Here is a 20689-nt window from a genome sequence, read left to right as displayed (position 1 = left end):
GCTCGTGGTGCCGACCAACGGTCGGCACTACCGGTCGGCATTGCCCGGTCGGCCCCCGGCCCCGTGGCGGGCGAAGTTGAGTGCCGCCGGCGATGCTTCATCTGCGCGCAGGCACAGCTGCAGCTCGAACGTGGCCTCGCCTCCCGCCAACGGGTGATAGGCGACTTCCGCACTGCGGAACCCGGCCATGCTGGCGGGCACCACCGAGATGCCCGCCTCCACCGCCACCAGTGACAGCACCGCGTGCATGCCGTGCGCTTCCTGCACCACCCGCGGTGTGAATCCTGCGGCCGCGCACAGGCGCACGACCTGCGAATGGAAGCCCCTGCCCTCGCGCGCCGGCCACAGCACGAACGGTTCGTCGGCCAACATCCCGACAGTGAGATGCGCCCGCTCTGCTAGCGGGTGCGCGCGCGGCAGCGCGATGGCCAGGCGGTCGCTGTCGAATGCCTGCAGCCGCATGTCGTCGGCCTCGAACACCGGTGGAATCACCACGCCCACGTCGATCCGCTGTTCGCGCAGCATCTGGATCTGGCGTGCGGAGGTGGCTTCGATCAACTCCAGCCGAACGTCCGGGCTGCTCTGGCGGAAGCTGCGGATCACCCCGGGCAGGCGCCCGTACAGCGCGCTGCCCACATAGCCCAGCCGCACGGTACCGGTGCGCCCTTCAGCTGCATCGCGAGTGGCGACCAGCGCATGGTCGGCCTGCTGCAGCAGCAGGCGTGCCTCGGCCAGCAGCACTGCCCCGGCGGCGGTGAGCCCAAGGGTACGGTTGCCGCGCTGGATCAGCTCGCTGCCGATCTCGTCTTCCAGCTTGCGGATGGCCGCTGTCAGCGGTGGCTGTGACATGTGCAGGCGCGCCGCCGCGCGGTGGAAGTGCAGCTCTTCAGCAACAGCAACGAACTGGCGAAGCAGGCGGAGATCAACCATGGGCATGCATGCGCTGGACGGAAACCCCGCCAGTATGCCGTGCCGTTGACTACCTGCGTGGTTCCACCGTGGGCTGCGCGATGCGCGACCATTGCGCGGCGATGTCTTCGATGCTGTCGGCGGACGTGGCGCGCAGGTCCCGCGGGTAGGCCACGTCGTCGGCCTCCACGCTGCGGGTTGCGTGGAACTGGCCGTTGCTGGCACGCAGGATCCAGCCGCCATCGCGGCAGGCCGTTGATGCCAGGAAGGCAACGCCCGGCGCGACCGCATCCGGGTGCAGCTCATCGGGCTCGCCCTCCACACCCCACATGCGGGTCTTGGCCACCGGCGAGATGGCATTGACCACGATGTTGTGCGGTGCGCCTTCAGCGGCCAGCACGTTGACGATACCCACCGCTGCCATCTTCGCGGCCGCATACGCGGCCAAGCCCTTCTGCACGTACTGCGGATACAGCGCGCGGTCGGAGGTGGTCAGCACGATGCGGCCATGGTGGCGTGCCTGCATCGACGGCCACGCCGCCTCGGCCAGCCACAGCGGCGCCTTGGCCGCAATGGTCATCATGTGGTCGAAGCGGTCTTCCTCCAGCGCATCGATCTGCTGGTACTCCACCCACCCCGCGTTGTGGATGATGAAGTCGATCCGGCCATGGCGGGCGACGATGTCGGCGATCAGCGCGCGGCAGCCGTCGCGCTGGTCGATCGCCGCGTGCGCGGCATGCACTTGCAGCCCGGTACCGCGCAGCAGCGCCACCGTCGCATCGATCCGCGCCGGGTCCTGCCCGCTTCCATCCAGCCCGGCGCCCACGTCATGCATGACAACCCGCGCACCGCGCGAGGCCAGCAGCCTGCTGTAGGCCAGGCCCAGTCCACTGGCTGCACCGGTAACCAGCCCAACCTGCCCTTCAAATGTAACTTCGTCGTGCGTCTGCATCCGCACAGGATCGTGCCGACAGCATGCTCAGCGCCAATACCACCTGCAGCAGTCCACGATACAAACCGCGTATCGCCCTTTAGCGAATCACCGCAACGGCTCCACCACGACGGCAGCGCCATAGCACAGCACCTCGGTCAGCCCGGTCATGATGTCGGTCGCGTCGTAGCGCATGCCGATGATCGCGTTGGCCCCCAGCATCCGTGCATGCTTGGCCATATCGCGATAGGTCTCCTCGCGCGCCTGCTCGCACAGCTCGGTATAGATGGTGATGTTGCCGCCGAACAGCGTCTGGATACCGCCCAGGAAGTTGCCGACGATGGAGCGCGAGCGCACGGTGATGCCGCGTACCACGCCCAGGTTGCGCGTGATCCGGTACCCGGGCAGCTCGAATGCGGTGGTCACCATGGAATCGTCCAGTCGGGTCGCGGTCGACGGGTGTGCGGCGCTGTTGTAAGGATCTGCCATGGTTGCCTCGTTGCCCGGGGATCTGCCCGGATGGTGGGAAGGTCAATGCGCCTGTGGTCGTCGCGGCCTGAGTATCCAGAGTAAGCATGTCTGAACCAATACCGCCAACAAAAGTGCGCAATACACCGCCACTGTAAGAAGCCGCCGCGATCAAGCACCTCGCAACTGTATGGCGCTGTGTGCTCACGCCCGCACCCTGTAACGACCCGTGGTCGCCGGCTTCTCCACCCGCGCGTCGGTGTCGAGTTCCTGGAAACCGGCTGCCAGCAGCCCGGGCATCATTTCCGCCAGCCAGTCGATGAACACCCGCAGGCGGTGGGTCACGTGCCGGTTATGCGGATACACAACGTGGAACGGATACAGCGCCGGCCGCCAGGCCCGCAGCACTTCCACCAGTGCACCGCTGGCCAGTGCAGGCGCGGCGGCATAGCTGAAGGTCTGGACCAGCCCCAAGCCCGCAATCGCCGCGGCCAGGTGGGCGTTGCTTTCATTGATGCCAAGACGGTGCCCGCCCTTGATCTCCACACTTCCCGCATCACCCCGGAAGCGGAACGGCACGGCGCGCCCGGTGGAGCTGAGCACGTAGCTCACCAGCCGGTGCCCGTTGCGAAGTTCTTCGGGGTAGGCGGGCACGCCATGCGCTTTCAGGTAGCCCGGGCTGGCGCAGGTGATCAAGGTGGCATCGCCAACATGGCGCGCAACCAGCGATGAATCGTCCAATGGCCCGCCGCGGATCACGCAGTCGGCGTTCTCACCAATCAGGTTCACCGGCCGGTCGGAGACGCCCAGCTCGATGCGGATATCCGGGTACCGCGCCATGAACGCCGGCAGCGCGGGCACCAGCACGTCGCGTGCGGTCGACCCGCCAACGTCCACGCGCAACAGTCCCCGCGGCGTGCCTCGCGCGGCACTGAACGACGCATCGATATCCTCCAGGTCACGCAGCAGACGACCTGCCTTCTCGTAGTAGTCCTGGCCCTCGGCCGTGACCGATACCCGCCGCGTGGTCCGCTGCAGCAGGCGTACGCCCAGATGCGCTTCCAGCTCGCGCACCAGCTTGCTGAGCGTAGCGGTGGGCATGTCCAGGGACTCGGCGGCGCGGATGAAGCTGCCCGCTTCGACGACCCGGGCAAAGGCACGGATGGCGGAAAGTTGGTTCATGCGCCCATTATGCACTTACATGCATAGTGATTATCATTAATCCATCTTTATCCACCAATCGGCCAAGCCTATCGTTCTCCCAACAGCGGCGGGAATCCTCCCGCTCGTCCAACGGAGAACATCATGAGCACCGCCCTCCTTACCGGTAAGATCGCCCTCGTCACCGGCGGCACCTCGGGCATCGGCCTGGCCAGCGCCCGCCACCTCGCGTCGCTGGGCGCCACTGTCTTCATCACCGGCCGGCGCCAGGCCGAACTGGACGCGGCCGTCGCCGCGATCGGTCCGGCCGCCACCGGGATTCGCGCTGATGCGGCGCTTCCCACCGACCTGGACACGGTCTACGCCCGGATCGCCACGCAGGCTGGCAGACTGGATATCCTGCACGCCAACGCCGGTGGCGGCGACATGCTGCCGCTGGGCGCGATTACCGAAGAGCACTTCGACCGCATCTTCGCCACCAATGTCCGTGGCGTCCTGTTCACCGTGCAGAAGGCGCTGCCACTGCTGGTCGATGGGGCATCGATCATCCTCACCGGCTCTACCGTGTCCATCCAGGGCACGGCCAATTTCAGCGTGTACAGCGCCAGCAAGGCAGCAGTGCGCAACTTCGCCCGTTCCTGGGCGCTGGACCTCAAGGAGCGCGGCATCCGGGTCAACGTTGTCAGCCCGGGGCCGATCCGCACCCCCGGCCTCGGCGATCTGGTGCCCGACGACGCCCGTCAGGGTCTGTTCGACCACCTGGCAGCGCAGGTGCCACTGGGACGACTGGGGGAACCGCAGGAAGTGGCCAACGCCGTGGCATTCCTGGCCTCTGACCAGGCGAGCTTCGTCAACGGCATCGAGCTGTTCGTGGACGGCGGCATGGCGCAGGTCTGATCCTGTGCGGCTGCAAGCTCGGCATCGCGCGCGGTCGGGTCAGCGCTCGCGCAGCGATTCAGTGGTGTGTTGCTGCAACGGGCTGAGCAGGTAATCCCGGCACCCCGGGCACGGATTCGAAACGAAGCGGTTGGCCGCTGCCTATCGCCTCGGCCAGTGCGCGTTGGCCAGCGCCTCGGTGGCTCTACTCCGGTGTCCCACGTTCGACCGCTTCCATTGCATCGGCGAATTTCGCCATCAGCCGCACCAGGTCCGATACCTCCTGCGGCTCCCATGATTCGAAGATGACCCTACCCATCCGCTCGCGCGCGGCGTCCAAGCGGTCAGTCATCTCCTTGCCTTTGGGCGCAATGGTGGCCTCGCGGATCCGGCGGTCCTGCGGATTGCCCTGGCGTGTGATCAGTTCCATGGTTGCCAGCTTGGCCACCTGCCGGCTGATGGTCGTGTAGTCGCGACCCAACCGGTCAGCCAATTCGACCACCCCGATCGGCCCGACCCGCTCGATCACCACCAGCAGCCGGAACAGAGCCTGGTCCAGCTTCACCCCCGCTTCCTGCAGGAGTCGCTCGTCGTTGCGCGGGCGGTTCATCACGCTGACAAGGCTGACCATGGACAGGTGCAGCGACTTCAGCTCGGTCGAAATATGTGTATCTTGCACTCTCTTTTTCGCAGGCATAGCATCCCCTCCAGATACGTGCATATTACACATACCTGGAGAAAACGATGGGTAACACCCCTGATGTTGTGATCTGTGGCGCCGGTGCCGCTGGTTTGACCCTGGCCATCGAGCTGGCCCGGCGTGGCGTGTCCTTCAGGCTGCTGGAGCGGCGCGACCAGCCGTTCCATGGCTCGCGCGGCAAGGGCATCCAGCCCCGCAGCCAGGAGATGTTCGAGGACATGGGCATCCTCAACCGTTTGTTCGCTACCGGCGGGCCGTACCCCCTTTCGCGTACCCACAATACCGATGGCAGCAGCACCGACAGCGCGGTGCTGGAAGCTGCGCTGGCTACCCCGGCCGAGCCTTATCGCCAGCCGCTCATGGTGCCGCAGTTCCTCACCGAAGCCGTCATGCGCGAGCGCTTGGCCGAACTGGGCCATGCCGTGCAATTCAGCCACACGTTGCTCGGCGTCGATCAGGATGGCGAAGGTGTCCACGTCCGCATCGCCACGCCCAGCGGCGAGCAGACGATCAGAACCCGTTACCTGATCGGCGCCGACGGCGGCCGCAGCTTCGTGCGCCAGTCATTGGCGATTCCTTTCCCGGGCCAGACCCTGGGCGTTCGCGCCGTCGTCGCCGATATCGTGCTGCAGGGTCTGTCCCGCGATGCGTGGCACAACTTCAACGAGCACGACATGGCACGCCGCATCTCGCTGTGCCCGCTCATGGGCACGGACCTGTTCCAGTTGCAGGCACCGGTGCCGCTGGAGGGCGAGGTGGACCTGTCCGTTGAGGGCTTGGCCGCAATCGTGTACGCGCGGACAGGGCGCGATGACATCACGGTCGAAGGCGTCTCGTGGGCTTCCGCGTACCAGATGAACGCACGCCTGGCAGATCGGTATCGCGTGGGCCGGGTGTTCCTGGTGGGCGATGCGGCGCATACCCATCCCCCTACCGGCGGCCAGGGACTGAACACCAGCGCGCAGGATGCATACAACCTGGGCTGGAAGCTGGCGTCCGTATTGGAAGGCGCGCCAGAGGTACTGCTCGATACTTACGAAGAAGAACGCAGGCCCGTTGCGGCGGCAATGCTCGGTCTTGCTACCAGGCTTCTCGAGCACGCCCAGCGCGGCGACAACCGGCGTGGTCGTGAGGTGCAGCAGCTCGACCTGGGGTATCGGGCGTCTTCGCTTACGCTGCCGGCCGAATCGCGCGAGGGGCGCATCGAGCCCGGCGACCGCGCGCCTGATGCACCGCTGCAGGGCGCGGGCGGGCAACCCATCCGATTGTTCGAGGTACTCCGCGGTATCCATTGGACGCTGCTGGGCCATGCGGCCGACCGAATCGCTGCGCCGCCGCGCGCCGGCCTGCACGTACACCTCATTGGGCCGAAGGGCGACCTGCGCGACGGCGATGGGCATTTCCAGCGCGCGTACGGACTTGGGCCGGACGAGTGGGTGCTGGTGCGCCCCGACGGCTATGTTGCCGCTGTTGCGGACGGCGGGCGACTTGCCGATCTGGTGTCACATCACGCGGCCTGTTCGCCCTGATTACTTCGCCGCCGGTGCCGTGGAGGCCGCTCTGGGCTTGGAGTACCAGAGCGCATTGACGATGATCCAGCGCTCTCCGAAACGGCCCATGTGGAAGTAGTCCACGAACCAGGGCGTCTCCAGCCGCACCGAGGCCGCGTTGCCGGTAACGTCCAGCACGCGGCAGGTACGGTCCCACTCCGCCTTGGGCGTCTTCAGCGCGCCCTGGCGGGTCAGGCCCACCAGCTCCTCCTTGCTCATGCGGCGCAGGCTAAGCCGCTCGTCCGGGGTTTCGCCCAGCACCATCCGCTTGGCCAGGTCTGGATGCAATGACCGCGCTACCCGCTGGGGATCGGCTTCCAGCTGGCCATCCACATAGTCAAAGCAGGTCGCCTCGATAGCGGCTACGGTGGCGGCATCAGGTGCCGCCGGGGTATTTGCGGTGGCGGCAGCGGCAAACAGCAGGGCAAGTGCGGGCATGAACTACCTCAGGAAGGTATGTAATCGTGCTTCAGCGGATCGCGTTCTCTCCTCCGGAACGCTTCCACCGTGACAAGGGGCAAGAGCCAGCTTGCCCACAGCAGGCACGAGATGAGCGCTCCGCTTGGCGCCAGTCCTGAAGCAATGGCTACCGGCAACATCAAACGAAACAGGACAGGCGCCAAGGTCACCGCGTAGTTGCGGATCATCCACGTCCTGTGCCGCTCCACTCGGCCACGGTGGATCGCGATCATGGCCAGCAGCGCCGTGGTCAACCACGCCAGCGCGGTACCCGCGAAACCAAGCTTGATGGAAAGCGGTGCGGGAGTGGTGGCGATCAATCCAGCCGCCGCCGCGCTGGCCGTGAGGACTCCACCGAAATAGAGGTATCCAACCCGCCGATGCAGTACAGGACGTTCGAACCACCATCGCGCCAACAGCTGGACCGGCCCGGCCACGATGGCCACCACGCCGCCAGCCAGGTGCAGCCACAGCCAGCCATGGCGATCCACGAAGCGGCCGTACGCGGGGCTGTCCAGCAGCCCGTACTTCCCATACGCAGCCAGCAGGAACTCGGCCGACACCAGCACCACAACCAACCAGCCGACGACCCTGGACAGGGTTCTCACCACGTTTTCCCGGCGCGATGGCAGTACACCCACGGCATGGCCTCCTTTCCTGTTGGCGGACTTTACGACGTAATCGCTGCGAAAGTGCGCCATTTCACAATTCATGTGAACATTCCCACCAATGACCAGTCCTGCCCCCCTACCTGCGCTCACCGATCCCGCCCTGCTCCGCGATATCGCCGAGATCGGCCGCATCGCGGCTGTGCCACGCATCCTGGAAACCGTGGCCCACATCACCGGCTGCCGGTTCACGGCCATTGCCCGGGTGACCGATACCACCTGGACGGCGTGCGCCACCCACGACACCCTGGGCTTCGGCCTGGTGGCGGGCGGCCAGCTGGTGCTGGAGACCACCATCTGCGATGAGATCCGGCAGTCGCCCAAGCCGGTGGTGTTCGCCCATGCGAGCCTGCACCCGGTCTACTCCACCCACCATACCCCGCGCATCTATGGGCTGGAGAGCTACGCCTCGGTGCCGATCCACCGTCCGGATGGCAGCTTCTTCGGCACCCTGTGTGCGATCGATTCGGCGCCTGCCACGTTCGATGAGCTGCATATCCAGCGCTCGATGGAACTGCTGGCCGAGCTGGTCGGCAATTACCTCGATACCGAAGAACGCCTTGAACTGGCGTCAGTGGCGCTTTCCGATGCGCAGCAGGTGGCTGAGCTGCGCGACCAGTTCATCGCAGTACTGGGCCACGACCTTCGCAATCCGCTGCAGTCGATCAGCATCGTGACCGAAACACTCGAAGCTGCGCCGCATACGGATTACCAGCAGCGCATGTTCGACCACATCACGGCCAGCGTGAATCGCATGGAGGGGTTGGTAAGCGATGTGCTCGACTTCGCGCGTGGCCGGCTGGGCGGCGGCATTCCCGTGGCATTGCGCAGCGCCGACTGTTTGGCGGCCGATCTGCAGCACGTGGTGGACGAGGTGGCGAACGCTACCGGGCGCTCGGATATCGCGGTGCGGATGGAGATCGATGGCGCGGTGGTGTGTGATCCGAACCGGCTGGGCCAATTGCTGGCCAACCTGCTGACCAATGCCGTGCAGCATGGCGATGCCGCTGCGCCGATCGCGCTGGAGGTACAGGCCGCTTCAAGCGGACTGGTATTGACCGTGTGCAACGGCGGGCATATTCCCGCCGAGCGACTGGCGACAATTTTCAGGCCGTTCTCGCGCGAGCAGGCGGAGCTGCCGCGGCCCGGCCTGGGGCTGGGGCTCTACATCGCCGCGGAGATTGCGCGGTCGCATGGGGGCACGCTGGTGGTGGCCTCGGATGAGGCCACCGGCACAGCATTTACGTTCCGGATGCCGGGTGGCAGCGCCTGATCAGGACTTGATGAAGGCCAGCAGGTCCGGATTGATCACGTCGGCGTGCGTGGTCAGCATGCCGTGCGGGTAGCCCTTGTAGACCTTCAGGGTGCCATTCTTCACCAGCTTCACCGACAGCAGCGCTGCGTCCGCGATCGGCACCACCTGGTCGTCATCGCCGTGCATGACCAGCGTGGGCACGGTGATCGCCTTCAGGTCTTCGGTCTGGTCGGTTTCGGAGAAGGCCTTGATGCCTTCGTAGTGGGCCTTGGCGCTGCCCATCATGCCCTGGCGCCACCAGTTCTGGATCACGCCCTGCGAGATGGTCGCACCGGGGCGGTTGAAGCCATAGAACGGGCCGGTCGGGAAGTCCACGAACAGCTGCGCACGGTTGGCCGCAACACCGGCACGGATGCCGTCGAACACTTCGATCGGCAGGCCACCGGGGTTGGCCGCCGTCTTCAGCATCAGCGGCGGCACGGCGCTGACCAGCACCGCCTTGGCAACGCGCCCCTGCGGCTGGCCATGCCTGGCCACGTAGCGCGCCACTTCGCCCCCCCCGGTGGAATGGCCGATATGCACGGCATTGCGCAGGTCCAGGTGCTCGAACACGGCGGAGGCATCGGCTGCGTAGTGGTCCATGTCATGCCCGTCGCTGACCTGTGCCGAGCGGCCGTGGCCACGGCGGTCATGGGCGATCACGCGGTAGCCCTTCTGCAGGAAGTACAGCATCTGGGTGTCCCAGTCGTCCGACGACAGCGGCCAACCGTGGTGGAAGACGATGGGCTGCGCATCGCGCGGGCCCCAGTCCTTGTAGAAGATGCGGACGCCGTCTTTGGTGGTGACGAAATTCTCGGACATGAAAGTGTTCTCCGGAGCGGGGGAAGGGGTGCGCGCCATCGCAAAACCCGGCAGCGCCATGACGGCCAGCGCCGAGGCACCGGCCTGGAGCGCCTGGCGGCGGGTGAGCATCAGCGTTTCCAACACGTTGGGGGGCATCGGTGAATCCTGCGCAGGGGCGGCGACACACATGGGGCCAGATAACGGCAGGGTGCGGCTTGTACGCCGTTGCTCTTCCAGCCGGTGACGGGACTAGCGGCGCCGGGGTTCCCACGCGAAGGACGCCGGTATCTGCAGGTCGATCTCCGTTCCGCGCCCGGAGCGTCCGCTCAGGATCATCAACGTGCCACCGGCGCGCGCAGCGCGCTCGCGCATGCCTTCCAGGCCCCAGTGCCCTGTCATGGCCTCTGCCCCCTGGGGTAACCCGATCCCGTCGTCGCTGATGCGCAGGTGGAAACCCTGGCGCCCATAGCTGACCAGGATCTGCACCTGCGCGGCGCGGGAATGACGGAATGCATTGAGCAGGGCTTCGCGGCCGATCATGTACGCCTCTTCGGCCGCGCAGGTCTGCATGGCGCGCGGCGTGCCTTCCACCACCAGGCGAACGGCCGGGGTCTCAAGGCCATGCGCCTCCTCCGCCACGCCCATCAGCGCAGCGCCAAGATCGCGCGCACGTTCCACATCGCCACGCAGGCCGCGCACGCGCTCACGGCCATCGGCCGCCACCTGCTCGGCCATGGTCATGGCCGCTTCCAGCTCGGCGCGGACCGGGTCGGTGGGCGGCAGCTTGCGGCTGGACGCATGCAACCGCAGGATCAGTCCCTGCGTGCTCTGCAGCAGGGTGTCGTGCAGCTCGCGTGCGATCCGCTCGCGCTCGCGGTGACGCTCATCCAGGCGTGTACGGATGCGTGCCGCCAGCTGCCGCAGCCGGCCCAGGTACAGCAGCCACAGCAGGGCCGCACCCGCGATCACGCACAGCACGCGGAACCAGGCGGTTTCCCAGTAATGCGGTGCGACGTTGACCACCAGGCGGGCGCCCTGCTCGTTCCAGACCCCATCGTTGTTGCTGGCCGCTACCCGGAACACATACTGCCCCGAGGCAGGCGCGTTGTAGAACGCCGAGCGCGCGGTCGAGGCCTCGAACCATTGCGGATCGAAGCCCTCCAGCTGATAACGGAAACGGACCCGCTCGGGAATTGAAAGACTAAGCGCTGTGAAGCGGATGCGCAGGTTCTTCGTTCCTGCCGGCAGCTCGACGGCGCCTGCATTGATCGGCACGTCGGCCCCATCCACCGCCACCGACAGGATCTCCACTGGCGGTGCCACGGGGTTGCGCACGATCTGCGCCGGATCCATCGACACCAGGCCACTGGTCGTGGAAAACCACAGCCGCCCATCCTGGGTCCGCGCAGCGGTGGGCAGTGGCCGGAACTGGGCGGCGATGCCGGGCAACGCATCCAGCGCATCGAAGCGCTCGTATCGCGGGGTGCCCTGCGCGTTGAACAGCCCGGCAATGTCGCCGGCGCGCACATGCACCACGCCACGTGCACCGTTGAACCACAGGTCGCCTGCAGCATCGGCCACGATGCCGCTGATGCCACGCAGGTCTTCGCGCACCGCCGGCAGCACATTGTGCAACCGGCCTTCGGCCACCCGCGCCAAACCGCGCTCTCCGCCCATCCACATGCCCTGCGCGTCCTCGAACAACGCCGTGATGTTGCCCACGTCCAGCGGTTCGCCCGTCCATGGCGTGGAGAACACCCCGTGGTCGAGCACCGCCACCGCGTTGCGGGCAAAGCCCAGCCACAGCCGCCCGCTGGCATCGGTCTGCATCACCAGCGGCGAACCACCCGTGGGCAATCCAGGCCTGTCCTGGAAGTGTGCCCACTGCCCGTCTTTGAACCGGTACACACCCGGCGTGTTCAAGGACACCCACAGCGCGCCGTCCGGGGTGGTCGCGATGGCCTGCACGCCGGAGCGCGTCGCCACCGGCAGCCCGGAAACCTTCGAGAACCGCTCGCCGTCACGGCGCCACACCCCGTCCGGCCCGGCCAACCACGTGGTGCCGGCGGCATCGCGGTGCATGGCGGTGATTCCCGCCGGCAGCGCCAGCGTCTGGCGTGCGGCCATGTCCACGCGCTGCAACGGGTGGTTGCGGGTGCCCACCAGCAGCGCGTTGCCGTCCGCGGCCATGGCGAACTCCTGCGCACCTTCCGGCATCGGCACCTGCACCATGTTTGCATGGCGGAAGCGATCCAGCCCGCGACTGCCGCCCACCCACACATTGCCCTCGCGATCCTCCAGCAACGGCTGCGCGTAATCGGAGCTGAGCCCGTCCACCCGGCGGAAGCGTTCCACCTCCGCCCGGTTGCGTTGCGGTGAGCGGCGAACCAGCCCGGTCCCCAGCGTGGTCGCCCAGAGCACACCGTCGCGGTCGAACAGCAGCCCGGCCGATTCCACGGCATCGCCCTGGCCGGACAGCGGGCGCACACCGCCGTCCGCTTCGGCCACCCAGATGGCTCCGTCCGGCGCCTGGGCGATCTGGCTTACCCGGCCCACGCGCGCCGGCACCCCTCCGAATGCGCTTGCCCCGCGCCTCAACACCACCATGCCAGCCTCGGTGGCGATCCACAGCGTGCCCTCGCGATCGGTGAACAACGTCCGCGCCTGTCGTCCCGGGTAGCCCATCGCCTGCGTGGGCCGCACCCAGCGCTGGCCCTGCAGGAAGAGCGGGCCGGTAAAGGTGGCGGCCCATAAGCGGCCCTCGCCGTCTTCGGCGAAACGGAACACGGTGCTGGTCGGCAGCCCCGCCGCTGAACCGTAGTGGCGCACGCCCGTGCGCTCGACCCGGCTCACCCCGCCATAGCGGAAGCCCACCCACAACCCGCCATCATGGGCGGCGTACAGGGTCGACACACTGGTCGCGGGAAACGCGTCATCGCCGGGCGGCACGAAGCGCGTGAAGCGCACGCCATCGAAACGGTATAGGCCGATTTCGGTGCCCAGCCAGAGATAGCCATCCACCGTCTGCGCCAGCGCGGTCACCTGCCCCGGTGCGCCCTGGTTGACCGTCCACGCGGTGTGGTGGAACTGCCCCACCGCCCGCGCCGGGTCCAACGCCGCAGCATGGCCGCCCAGCAGCAGCAGGCACGCGCAGGCGATGGCCCGGAATGTGATCGTCATGGTCAGCCCCTGCGCGTCGGGGCCATCATACAAAAACAACTACCGGCAAGGCGCACCGTCGCACGGCTGGCACCCCGACGGGACGGCAGCGCGCACGTAGGCCGTGGGCGTGCAGCCCAGGCTGCGGCGGAACCAGCGCACGAAGTGGCTCTGGTCGTAGAAACCCAGCGCACTGGCAACCTGGCAGACGCGCTGCCCCTCGGTACGCAGCAGGTGCCGGGCGCGCTCGATGCGCCGCATGCGCAGGTATTCCATCGGGCTCAGCCCGGTCTGCTCGCGGAACGTACGGGCAAAGTGGAAACGGCTCATGCACGCCGCCCCGGCAATGGCGCTGAGCTGCAGGGGTTCGGACAGGTTGGCCTCGATGTAGTCGACCGCCCGCCCCACCGCGCGCGAAGGTGCGCCCGGCACGGGTTCCACGGCAGATGCCGGATGGTTGGCATGCATTGGCTCGGACCTCGCGAAATCCACCCGTGCATGCTGTGCCTGCAGCGCGCCCTGCCCAAGCCCCGATTGGCTGGGCGCACGACTACTCTTTCGGGTGAGTGCCCTTGTTGTCGTCGCTGCCGCGCCGCGACGCCGGCCGCTCCAGCACCCGTCGACCGAACAGCACCGCATCCACCGAATACGCGCCCGGACCCAGCAACAGCAACGCCAGCAGCAGTCCGGCCAACGGCCAGCCGTCCAGCGCGGCATCCACCCCGGCCAGGACCAGCGCCACTCCTATCCCCAACGGAAGCAGTCCGCCGAACGCGATCAGGGCGGCGGCGAGCCACGCCCACGCGATCAGGTCGGGCGGGGGCAGCGCCCCGCGCAGGCCCCACGGTCCTACCAGCATCAACGACAGCACCAGGCGAAACAACAGCAGGCCCACGCCGGGCATGCGGTCGGGAAAGGTTGCGTACAACAGCTGCACCGGGGCGCCTCCAGCGTCGATCTGGCTGCCCCCATTGGGGACCCATCGGCGCCGGCGCGCATGCCTCGAAAGAGTAATACGCCCCTCCCCCGCGGGTGGCCCCGGATCACGCTCAGCGCGCGTAGGTCCGCCAGTAGAGAACGCGGTCGCCGTCCCTGTTGGTGGCAATCAATACCGCCTTGTCGTATTCGGTATCGCATTGCAGGAACCGGTAAGAGCGTGCGAGCACGCGATCGCCGGGCCACCACAAGCGGTTGAAGGCTGCGGGCGCCGTCTGCGCATGGGCCACCGGTCGGCAATCCGGCGGGAGATTCAACCCGGTGCCCGGCGGCATGAAGAACGAAAGCTGGCTCGTATTCGAATCGAGGTCGTGCACCTCACGTAGGTTCGTCGCATCGCGGGGAACCCATGCGGGAACCCATCCCTTCCCGATCATCCCGGCCTTATCCGCCTCTTCCAGGGTGTCGTAGGCACTATCGATCACCAGGCTGCAGCCCGCCACCATCAAACAGAGCATCAGCAGCGTGACAAGTCTCACGATATTCCTTCCTTGAATGGATGGCGGGGCGCCGAAGCGGGTTGATCACACCGGCATTTGTTATCTTGCCCGCCGACAACCCTCCTTTCTGGAATCATATGCCCCGCAAGCCATCCGCATCCCTCTCCCCGCAGGCCCTGCTGCGGGCAGCTACCAAGGAGGCGTATGAGCGCGTCACCCTGCTGCTGACCACCAGCTTCGACGATTTCAGCCCGGAACAGCAGCGCCGGCTGCGCGCCCTGCTGGGCAGCGAGGGAGCCGCCAACCCGGCCAAGCGGGCCAAACCCGCCAAGGCAGAACGCAAGGAACTGCCGCCGCGTTACTGGCTGCCGCATACCCAGGAAACCTGGTCCGGTCGCGGGCGCGTGCCGAACACCTTCCTCGCCTGGGAGGGCACCGTGGCCCATACCGAGTGGAAGAAGCACCACCCCGATGAGCGCTTCCCGGCCTATCCGGGCTGAACGCGAAGATGAGCGGCGATCTCAAGATGCGCCGGGCCGTGGGAACGCACGGCACCCTGCATCGCATCGAGGGCCTGCAGAAGCGACACGATACGCAGCAGTCCCTGCCTACCCTGCTTTGCGACAGCGAAGGGTGCGGCGCCCCGGTCAGGTTTGTGGCGGCGGATCCTTCCTATATCGCCCTGGCCAAGGGCGCCGAGCACCAGCCGGGCTGCCGGTACATCGCCCCCGGCCGCTTGCAGGCCATTGTGGCCGCCGGTTCGGATCCTGAGTTCCTGCCTGCGCTGGACGACGAGCGGCACGAGCTGCGCCTGCTGTTGCTGCAGCAGGCGCTCAAGCGCGGCGGCATCGATCAGCGCACCCTCGACGGGTATCTGGGCACCCTTGCCGACCTGCTGGTGCTGCGCGCGATGTGTGAGAGCGATGACCTCGTGGCCTCGCAGATCACCCTGCGCCTGGGCAAGAAACGCGTGGACTGGGAAAATTTCTTCTACGACCAGGAACGCTACGACCAGGCATGGGAGCGTATTGGCGCCGGAACTACCGACCTGCCCATCGCGCTGGTCGGCACGGTCAGGTCGCACCGCTCGCCGCAGCCGGATTCGCTGTTCCTCAACTGCGCGCCGAAGTACCAGCACACCGGCGTGGCCGATCGCCGTGATTTCTACGAAGTCAGCGTCGGGCATGCCGACGCCGCCTGGTTGAAATCCTTCCCGGTGGGCGCGGAGATCGTGATGTTCGGGCTGTGGCGCCAGGGCCGAAGCAGCACGTCGTCCAGGCCACACCCCACCGACCCGCGCCGGACCATCACCAACGTCACCCACAAGCTTGCACTATGGCCAGGCTTCAAGCGGCAACTGGCCCTGGTTGAATGAACTGGAGAACGAACAGCATGCGCCGACCCACCCCGTCATTCCTGCTGTTCACGGCCTTGTCCTGCGCCTCGATCACCGCCTGTGCGGCGCCACCGCCGCCGGCCACCACGCTGTTCACCGACGTCACCGCTACCCACGTTCCTGCGGATGCCGAGCTGCACGCCTTGGATGCGGCGCTGCTGGATGCCGACGGTGACGGCGACCTGGATGTCGCGGTGGCGGTGGAGAACGGCGCCAACCGGCTGTACCTCAACGATGGCACCGGCAAGCTCAGCCATACGCCCGGTGCGTTCGGTTCCATCGCGGGCGACAACGAGCATGTACGCGTGGCCGACTTCAATGGCGACGGCCACCTGGATGTGGTGTTCGTGGCCGAAGATACCGAGCAGCACAACCTGTTCCTGGGCGACGGCAAGGGTGGCTTTACCCGGGCGAGCGAGCGCCTGCCCGCCACCAGCCAGGCCAACGCGGTGGCGGTCGGCGATGTGAACGGCGACGGCCTGCCCGACATCGTGGTGGGCAACACCACCGAAGGAAAGGAGGGCGTGGCGCAGCCCTTCCTGTGGCTCAATGACCGTGCCCGCCCCGGGTGGTTCATCGATGCCAGCACCTCCCACCTGCCCGCCATCGACGTGCAGGCGCAGGGCATCGTGCTGGCCGATCTGGATGGCGATGGCGACCTGGACATGGCCATTGCCAGCCAGGATCCGATCAACCGGCTGCTGTTGAACGATGGCGGCGGACGCTTCACCGATGCCACCGAGCGGCTGGGCGAGCAGATACCTACGGAGACCCGCGAAGTACATGCCCTGGATGCCAACGGCGATGGCCGGCTGGACCTGGTGTTCTTCAACCTCACCAGCAACAACCGGGACTGGGACAAGGACCCGCAGACGCGGTTGCTGATCAACCAGGGCAACGCGCGCTTCAAGGATGAAACCCGTACCCGCCTGCCCACCCACCGCTTCTCAAGCTGGGGCGGCACCGTGGTGGACTTCAACCACGATGGTCATCCCGACCTGGTGGTCAGCGCCATCGACGTGCCCGGTTTCGTGCCGCTCCAAGTACGTGCGTGGCAGAACGATGGGAAGGGCAATTTCAGCGACGTCACCGCGAAGGTGATTCCCGCTGCCACCGTGGGCCGCAGCTGGAGCATGGCGCGTGGAGACCTGGATGGCGATGGCAAGCCGGATCTGTTCATCGGTGGCTGGCAATCGCAGGCGCGGCTGCTGCTCAGCCGCCCATAAGCCCCCCGACGTTCCCACGGCTTTCTTCACAGAACCTGCTCTATATTCCGGACCACGCCGCCGCTCGCTGCGGCTGGAATGGGAGCTTGCTATGAAAGCCGCACATCTGATTGGCATTGCCGCACTTACCGTTGCCGCCTTGGCCGCAGCCCCTGCCTGGGCCGATCCGCCCCACCATGCACGCGGCAACGGCCCGCCCCCGCATGCCGGCGGCCCGGACAAGCGCCACGCACCGCCGCCGGGATGGCAGAAGAAGGCCTGGCACCGCGGCGACCGGCTCAGCTGGTCGGAGGTGGACCGCCGTTACTGGGTTGACGACTACTCGCGTTACGATCTGCGCGAACCTGGCCGCGGCCATCGCTGGGTGCGGCAGTCCGACACCGAGTACCTGCTCGTTGAGATCGCCACCGGCGTGATCATCGACGCCCTGCGCCGCTGACGCGGCGCCCGTCCTACAGGTTGCCGCCCACGCGCGGCACCTTCAGGACATCTTGAAACACGGCATTCGCGGCTGCAGGCGGCAGGCCAACGAATAGCGAAAGAAGCAACGCACCCATTCGACCCAGGAAGGCCGGCATTCCAGTATTCGGTTTCACGCTGCGGCTCACTCCTTGGGTCGATCAATGCGGAATATCAATCAGATCTCTCGGCGGGGACCTACCCAACAGAATCTTGATCTCAATACCGGCCACCGCTTCAAGTTCAGCTTTCGCGGTCAGGTAGCGCTGCTCGTCTGTTCCACTCACCATGACTTCGATCAAGCCAAGTTCCGGACGACCACTCAGGCCGGTCACATCCGGAAAAAACTCCAGAGCCCTGGCGCTTGCCCTGCTCATGATGTCGCTGAATTCCTGCGCCGTGTAGGGGTAGCCTTGCTCGAACTCAACCCTCACATCGGTCCCGCGTACTCTGATGAGCTGGACAGGCTCCGTTGCAGGCCCCTTCAAACCTACCACCAGGTGCTGGTAGGGCGTTGACTCGATCGAAATGAAGGCCATCCTCTCTCGATATCGCTCCCGTAGGTCCTGGACATGTGGCATAAGCTCTGACTCGATCAGCAGCCGCTCCCTGGCAACTTCAAGGGAAACGCCGTTGGCCTCCATGTAAGCGCTTGCCTCAACGTCGGGCACATCGTTACCCAGCACCGGAGCACTGCGCGGCATCCCACCCGGCGCTCTGGAGGGTTCAGCGCTGCTTCGTGCATTGGCCGCTGGGGCCGGATTGCCCTCTTCAACCGGCTGGTCCTGCTTGCCACCACAGGCCGAACCCAGCGCAATCGCCGCGAGAACGAATGCCCGCCGCACGTTCGGTCCGACGCCGTGCCACGCCATCATTCCGCTCCGTCAAGCGCATCCAGTGGGCGCTTATGCGGCTCTTCGATGATCCGCTTGTTGAGAATGCGCACCGTGCCGACCATCAGCAGCCGCATGTCGCGAACGATGTAGTCAGCAAGCGCGTCATCACTGATGTCGTCGCCTTCGATATCCAGCCGGAACTCCTGGCCCTGGATACCACCACCGTTGCTGAACTCGATTTCGAAATCAAAGCAGACACGCTTTTCCATTCAAGCCTTCCGATCCATGCGGCCGAGGTCTGCCGGATTCTCGCACGACACCCCGGCCAGGGCGACCGTCGAATTGCCCACCGCTACGTACTTCTACTGGTCCCCGCCCGCACTCGCACGCAGGTCACTTCGACTTCACCACTGCGCAACGATCCCGGCGGTACGTTTCCTCCGCCTGCACCGCCCCTGGCAGGGCGCAAAACACTTCAGGAATCAACCATGCGTACATGCATCGTTCTGGGTCTGTCGCTGTTGGTCGCTGCGCCTGCATGGGCCGCCGACGTCACCTGTGAATCCAAGGGCCGTGGTCGAACCGAGTGCCCCATGGACACCCAAGGGGATGTGCAGGTCAAGCGGCAGTTGAGCAAATCGCCCTGCACCGAAGGGGTGACCTGGGGCTTGAGCAAGCATGCCGTGTGGGTCGAACAGGGCTGCCGTGCCGTCTTCTCGAATGCATCGGACAGCGCGGCCGCAGCTCCCGCCGCCAGCGGGGGGCTGCCGCTGTTCAACGCTACCTGCCCCGGAGGCTTGGATGTCCATGGCGACCAGGGTGGCCCGGTGTACGTCAACGGCAAGGAGGCCACGCTGAAGAAGTCCAATGACAACTACTACGAAGCCAAGGACGCCGCCACGGGTACGGTCATCTCGCTGAGCAAAAACCCGGACGGATCGCTGTCGGTGTCTTACACCGGCCGCAAGGGTGCCAACGGCATCTGCCAGCTGCGGTGACCCGCGCCCTCATGCTTTGCGGGCGAACAGCACGATGACCCCGAACACCGGCAGTGGCGAGAGCATCATGATGATGCCGAGCCCGATGTTGGCGCCACCGCCGGTATTCATCCATCCATCTGCGTAGTACCAGCTCCATAGCGCAAGCGAAACCATCAGCCCGGCGATGAAGCCTCGGCGCACGCGCGGTGGGCGGCGAACAGCTACCCAGAGAGAGAACAAGGCGAACGGTGCCAGGGCCAGTGCCGTGCGCACCCAGCGTGACTGCAGCTCTGGCCCCATGCCAAACGTACGTGAGCGCAGTGAATCGAGCAGCCACTCAACGCCCCACACAATGGTGAGCGCGTAGATTACGGAAACCAGCAACAGCGCTGCGCCGGAAATCCTTCTGGTATCAGACGGCATGGATGTCTCTCTGGATACATGCGGCAACATGCGATTCCAATGAAAGCACAGGCCGAAGTCGGCTCGCCACCCGCGATGTAACTGGCCCTCGTTCAGCCATCGGTGGAGCGGGTAACGCTCTCCCAGCGCAAGAGGTCATCCAAGGCAGCCATGTGCTTCTCGCGAACCAGGGCCAGGGCATCGCTGCCAAGCAGCAGGTGCGCGGGAGGCGCTTCGCTGTCCATCAGGGCCAACATGGCCTGCGCGGCCTTCCGTGGGTCGCCGAGCTGCTTTCCACTGACCTCCTGCCGACGCTGGCGGATCGGGTCGAACACCGCGTCATAGTCGCTCAGGGCGCGCGGTGAGCGCACCATCGAGCGCCCTGCCCAGTCGGTCCGGAACGAGCCCGGCGCCACCGCCGTCACATGGATCCCCAGGTCACGGACTTCCTTGCCCACCGCTTCGCTGATGCCCTCCAGCGCGAACTTGCTTCCACAGTAATAGGCAATGCCCGGCATGGTGATGATGCCGCCCATCGAGGTAATGTTGAGGATCCGCCCCGCGCGGCGGGCACGCATTCCGGGCAGGACGGCCCGCATCATCGCCACGGCGCCAAACACGTTGACGTCGAACTGCCGGCGCATCTCCGCCAGTGGCGATTCCTCCATTACGCCTTCATGGCCATAGCCGGCATTGTTGACCAGCACATCGATCGGCCCCAGTTCCGCCTCCACCGCGCCGACGACCGCGCCGATGGCCTGCTCGTCGGTAACGTCCAGCAGGCGTGCATGGGCGCGCCCGGGCGCCAGCGCCTCGAACGCCGCGATGCCGTCGGCCTGGCGCAGCGTGCCAACCACCTCGTGGCCAGCGGCCAGGGCTTCGCGGGCGAGCGCAAGGCCGAAGCCGCTGCTCACACCGGTAATCAGAATTCGCTTGGGGTGCGTCATGGGGTGCTCCATCAGGGGATGGGGTGCA

The 20689-nt window shown here is 66.3% G+C and carries 24 protein-coding genes; 8 read left to right on the top strand and 16 right to left on the bottom strand.

The features are described 5' to 3' along the window. Positions 1 to 27: 27 nt before the first annotated feature. The 4 genes from BAY15_RS05565 to BAY15_RS05550 form a co-directional block, all read right to left on the bottom strand. On the bottom strand, positions 28 to 930 hold the full coding sequence (locus BAY15_RS05565) for a LysR family transcriptional regulator (protein ID WP_068849714.1): 903 nt from the start codon (positions 928 to 930) through the stop codon (positions 28 to 30). A 49-nt stretch (positions 931 to 979) separates the two neighbouring features. Next, the gene (locus BAY15_RS05560; protein WP_068849709.1) at positions 980 to 1861 is read right to left on the bottom strand and encodes an SDR family NAD(P)-dependent oxidoreductase; all 882 of its coding nucleotides are present in this window, start codon (positions 1859 to 1861) and stop codon (positions 980 to 982) included. An 87-nt stretch (positions 1862 to 1948) separates the two neighbouring features. Next, positions 1949 to 2329, bottom strand: coding sequence for a YbjQ family protein (locus tag BAY15_RS05555; protein WP_068849706.1), 381 nt, complete (start codon positions 2327 to 2329; stop codon positions 1949 to 1951). 183 nt (positions 2330 to 2512) lie between these two features. Then, on the bottom strand, positions 2513 to 3490 hold the full coding sequence (locus tag BAY15_RS05550) for a LysR family transcriptional regulator (protein ID WP_083214073.1): 978 nt from the start codon (positions 3488 to 3490) through the stop codon (positions 2513 to 2515). 123 nt (positions 3491 to 3613) lie between these two features. Here BAY15_RS05550 and BAY15_RS05545 point away from each other — a divergent pair, with 123 nt between their 5' ends. Beyond that, positions 3614 to 4366, top strand: a complete 753-nt coding sequence (locus BAY15_RS05545) for an SDR family NAD(P)-dependent oxidoreductase (protein ID WP_068849703.1) — start codon at positions 3614 to 3616, stop codon at positions 4364 to 4366. Positions 4367 to 4550: 184 nt separating this feature from the next. On the opposite strand, the gene BAY15_RS05540 is transcribed toward BAY15_RS05545, so the two are convergent. After that, a complete protein-coding gene (locus BAY15_RS05540) occupies positions 4551 to 5042 on the bottom strand; it encodes a MarR family winged helix-turn-helix transcriptional regulator (protein WP_068849701.1) in 492 nt (163 codons plus the stop codon). Between the two features lie 47 nt (positions 5043 to 5089). On the opposite strand from BAY15_RS05540, the gene BAY15_RS05535 reads away from it, so the two are divergent. Next, complete coding sequence (locus tag BAY15_RS05535) at positions 5090 to 6574, top strand: FAD-dependent oxidoreductase (protein ID WP_068849698.1); 1485 nt, start codon at positions 5090 to 5092, stop codon at positions 6572 to 6574. Here the strand turns inward: BAY15_RS05535 and BAY15_RS05530 are convergent, their stop codons facing one another. Continuing rightward, a complete protein-coding gene (locus tag BAY15_RS05530) occupies positions 6575 to 7033 on the bottom strand; it encodes a nuclear transport factor 2 family protein (protein WP_068849695.1) in 459 nt (152 codons plus the stop codon). 8 nt (positions 7034 to 7041) lie between these two features. After that, positions 7042 to 7755 carry a DUF2306 domain-containing protein gene (locus BAY15_RS05525; RefSeq protein WP_068849692.1) on the bottom strand — a complete coding sequence of 238 codons (714 nt, stop codon included), beginning with the start codon at positions 7753 to 7755 and terminating at the stop codon, positions 7042 to 7044. Between the two features lie 28 nt (positions 7756 to 7783). Between BAY15_RS05525 and BAY15_RS05520 the strand changes: the two genes are divergently transcribed. Continuing rightward, positions 7784 to 8995 (top strand): GAF domain-containing sensor histidine kinase, encoded by a 1212-nt coding sequence (locus BAY15_RS05520; RefSeq protein ID WP_068849690.1) that lies wholly within the window; start codon positions 7784 to 7786, stop codon positions 8993 to 8995. On the opposite strand, the gene BAY15_RS05515 is transcribed toward BAY15_RS05520, so the two are convergent. The 5 genes from BAY15_RS05515 to BAY15_RS05495 all read right to left on the bottom strand — a co-directional run bounded on the left by BAY15_RS05515 (position 8996) and on the right by BAY15_RS05495 (position 14454). Then, positions 8996 to 9838 carry an alpha/beta fold hydrolase gene (locus tag BAY15_RS05515; RefSeq protein WP_237334343.1) on the bottom strand — a complete coding sequence of 281 codons (843 nt, stop codon included), beginning with the start codon at positions 9836 to 9838 and terminating at the stop codon, positions 8996 to 8998. It lies immediately after the preceding gene. A gap of 231 nt (positions 9839 to 10069) precedes the next feature. After that, positions 10070 to 13000 carry a sensor histidine kinase gene (locus tag BAY15_RS05510; RefSeq protein WP_068854563.1) on the bottom strand — a complete coding sequence of 977 codons (2931 nt, stop codon included), beginning with the start codon at positions 12998 to 13000 and terminating at the stop codon, positions 10070 to 10072. 39 nt (positions 13001 to 13039) lie between these two features. Then, positions 13040 to 13420 (bottom strand): helix-turn-helix domain-containing protein, encoded by a 381-nt coding sequence (locus tag BAY15_RS05505; protein ID WP_237334321.1) that lies wholly within the window; start codon positions 13418 to 13420, stop codon positions 13040 to 13042. A 109-nt stretch (positions 13421 to 13529) separates the two neighbouring features. Further along, positions 13530 to 13916, bottom strand: coding sequence for a hypothetical protein (locus BAY15_RS05500; protein ID WP_068849684.1), 387 nt, complete (start codon positions 13914 to 13916; stop codon positions 13530 to 13532). A 112-nt stretch (positions 13917 to 14028) separates the two neighbouring features. Beyond that, positions 14029 to 14454, bottom strand: a complete 426-nt coding sequence (locus BAY15_RS05495) for a hypothetical protein (protein ID WP_237334320.1) — start codon at positions 14452 to 14454, stop codon at positions 14029 to 14031. Between the two features lie 98 nt (positions 14455 to 14552). Here BAY15_RS05495 and BAY15_RS05490 point away from each other — a divergent pair, with 98 nt between their 5' ends. From BAY15_RS05490 to BAY15_RS05475, 4 genes are all read left to right on the top strand, one after another. Next, positions 14553 to 14915 (top strand): H-NS family nucleoid-associated regulatory protein, encoded by a 363-nt coding sequence (locus BAY15_RS05490; protein ID WP_068849679.1) that lies wholly within the window; start codon positions 14553 to 14555, stop codon positions 14913 to 14915. An 8-nt stretch (positions 14916 to 14923) separates the two neighbouring features. Then, the gene (locus BAY15_RS05485) at positions 14924 to 15790 is read left to right on the top strand and encodes a hypothetical protein (protein WP_068849677.1); all 867 of its coding nucleotides are present in this window, start codon (positions 14924 to 14926) and stop codon (positions 15788 to 15790) included. Positions 15791 to 15807: 17 nt separating this feature from the next. Further along, positions 15808 to 17037 (top strand): FG-GAP repeat domain-containing protein, encoded by a 1230-nt coding sequence (locus BAY15_RS05480; protein ID WP_068849675.1) that lies wholly within the window; start codon positions 15808 to 15810, stop codon positions 17035 to 17037. Between the two features lie 91 nt (positions 17038 to 17128). After that, positions 17129 to 17476: an RcnB family protein gene (locus BAY15_RS05475; RefSeq protein ID WP_068849673.1), complete on the top strand. Its 348-nt coding sequence runs from the start codon at positions 17129 to 17131 to the stop codon at positions 17474 to 17476. Between the two features lie 181 nt (positions 17477 to 17657). On the opposite strand, the gene BAY15_RS05470 is transcribed toward BAY15_RS05475, so the two are convergent. After that, complete coding sequence (locus BAY15_RS05470; RefSeq protein WP_157771698.1) at positions 17658 to 18368, bottom strand: hypothetical protein; 711 nt, start codon at positions 18366 to 18368, stop codon at positions 17658 to 17660. Further along, positions 18368 to 18601, bottom strand: a complete 234-nt coding sequence (locus BAY15_RS05465; protein WP_068849669.1) for a cyclase — start codon at positions 18599 to 18601, stop codon at positions 18368 to 18370. Before BAY15_RS05465 ends, BAY15_RS05470 begins: the two co-directional genes overlap by 1 nt. A 324-nt stretch (positions 18602 to 18925) precedes the next feature. On the opposite strand from BAY15_RS05465, the gene BAY15_RS19525 reads away from it, so the two are divergent. Further along, the gene (locus tag BAY15_RS19525) at positions 18926 to 19330 is read left to right on the top strand and encodes a DUF3011 domain-containing protein (RefSeq protein WP_237334319.1); all 405 of its coding nucleotides are present in this window, start codon (positions 18926 to 18928) and stop codon (positions 19328 to 19330) included. Between the two features lie 9 nt (positions 19331 to 19339). Here BAY15_RS19525 and BAY15_RS05455 read toward each other — a convergent pair whose 3' ends face one another. Together BAY15_RS05455 and BAY15_RS05450 are read right to left on the bottom strand one after the other, a co-directional pair. Beyond that, complete coding sequence (locus BAY15_RS05455; protein ID WP_157771697.1) at positions 19340 to 19735, bottom strand: hypothetical protein; 396 nt, start codon at positions 19733 to 19735, stop codon at positions 19340 to 19342. Positions 19736 to 19827: 92 nt separating this feature from the next. Continuing rightward, positions 19828 to 20661, bottom strand: coding sequence for an oxidoreductase (locus tag BAY15_RS05450; protein WP_068854560.1), 834 nt, complete (start codon positions 20659 to 20661; stop codon positions 19828 to 19830). Positions 20662 to 20689: the final 28 nt, after the last annotated feature.

The sequence above is a fragment of the Stenotrophomonas rhizophila genome, assembly GCF_001704155.1.
Taxonomy (GTDB): domain Bacteria; phylum Pseudomonadota; class Gammaproteobacteria; order Xanthomonadales; family Xanthomonadaceae; genus Stenotrophomonas; species Stenotrophomonas rhizophila_A.
This window is presented reverse-complemented; position numbering and strand designations above follow the sequence as displayed.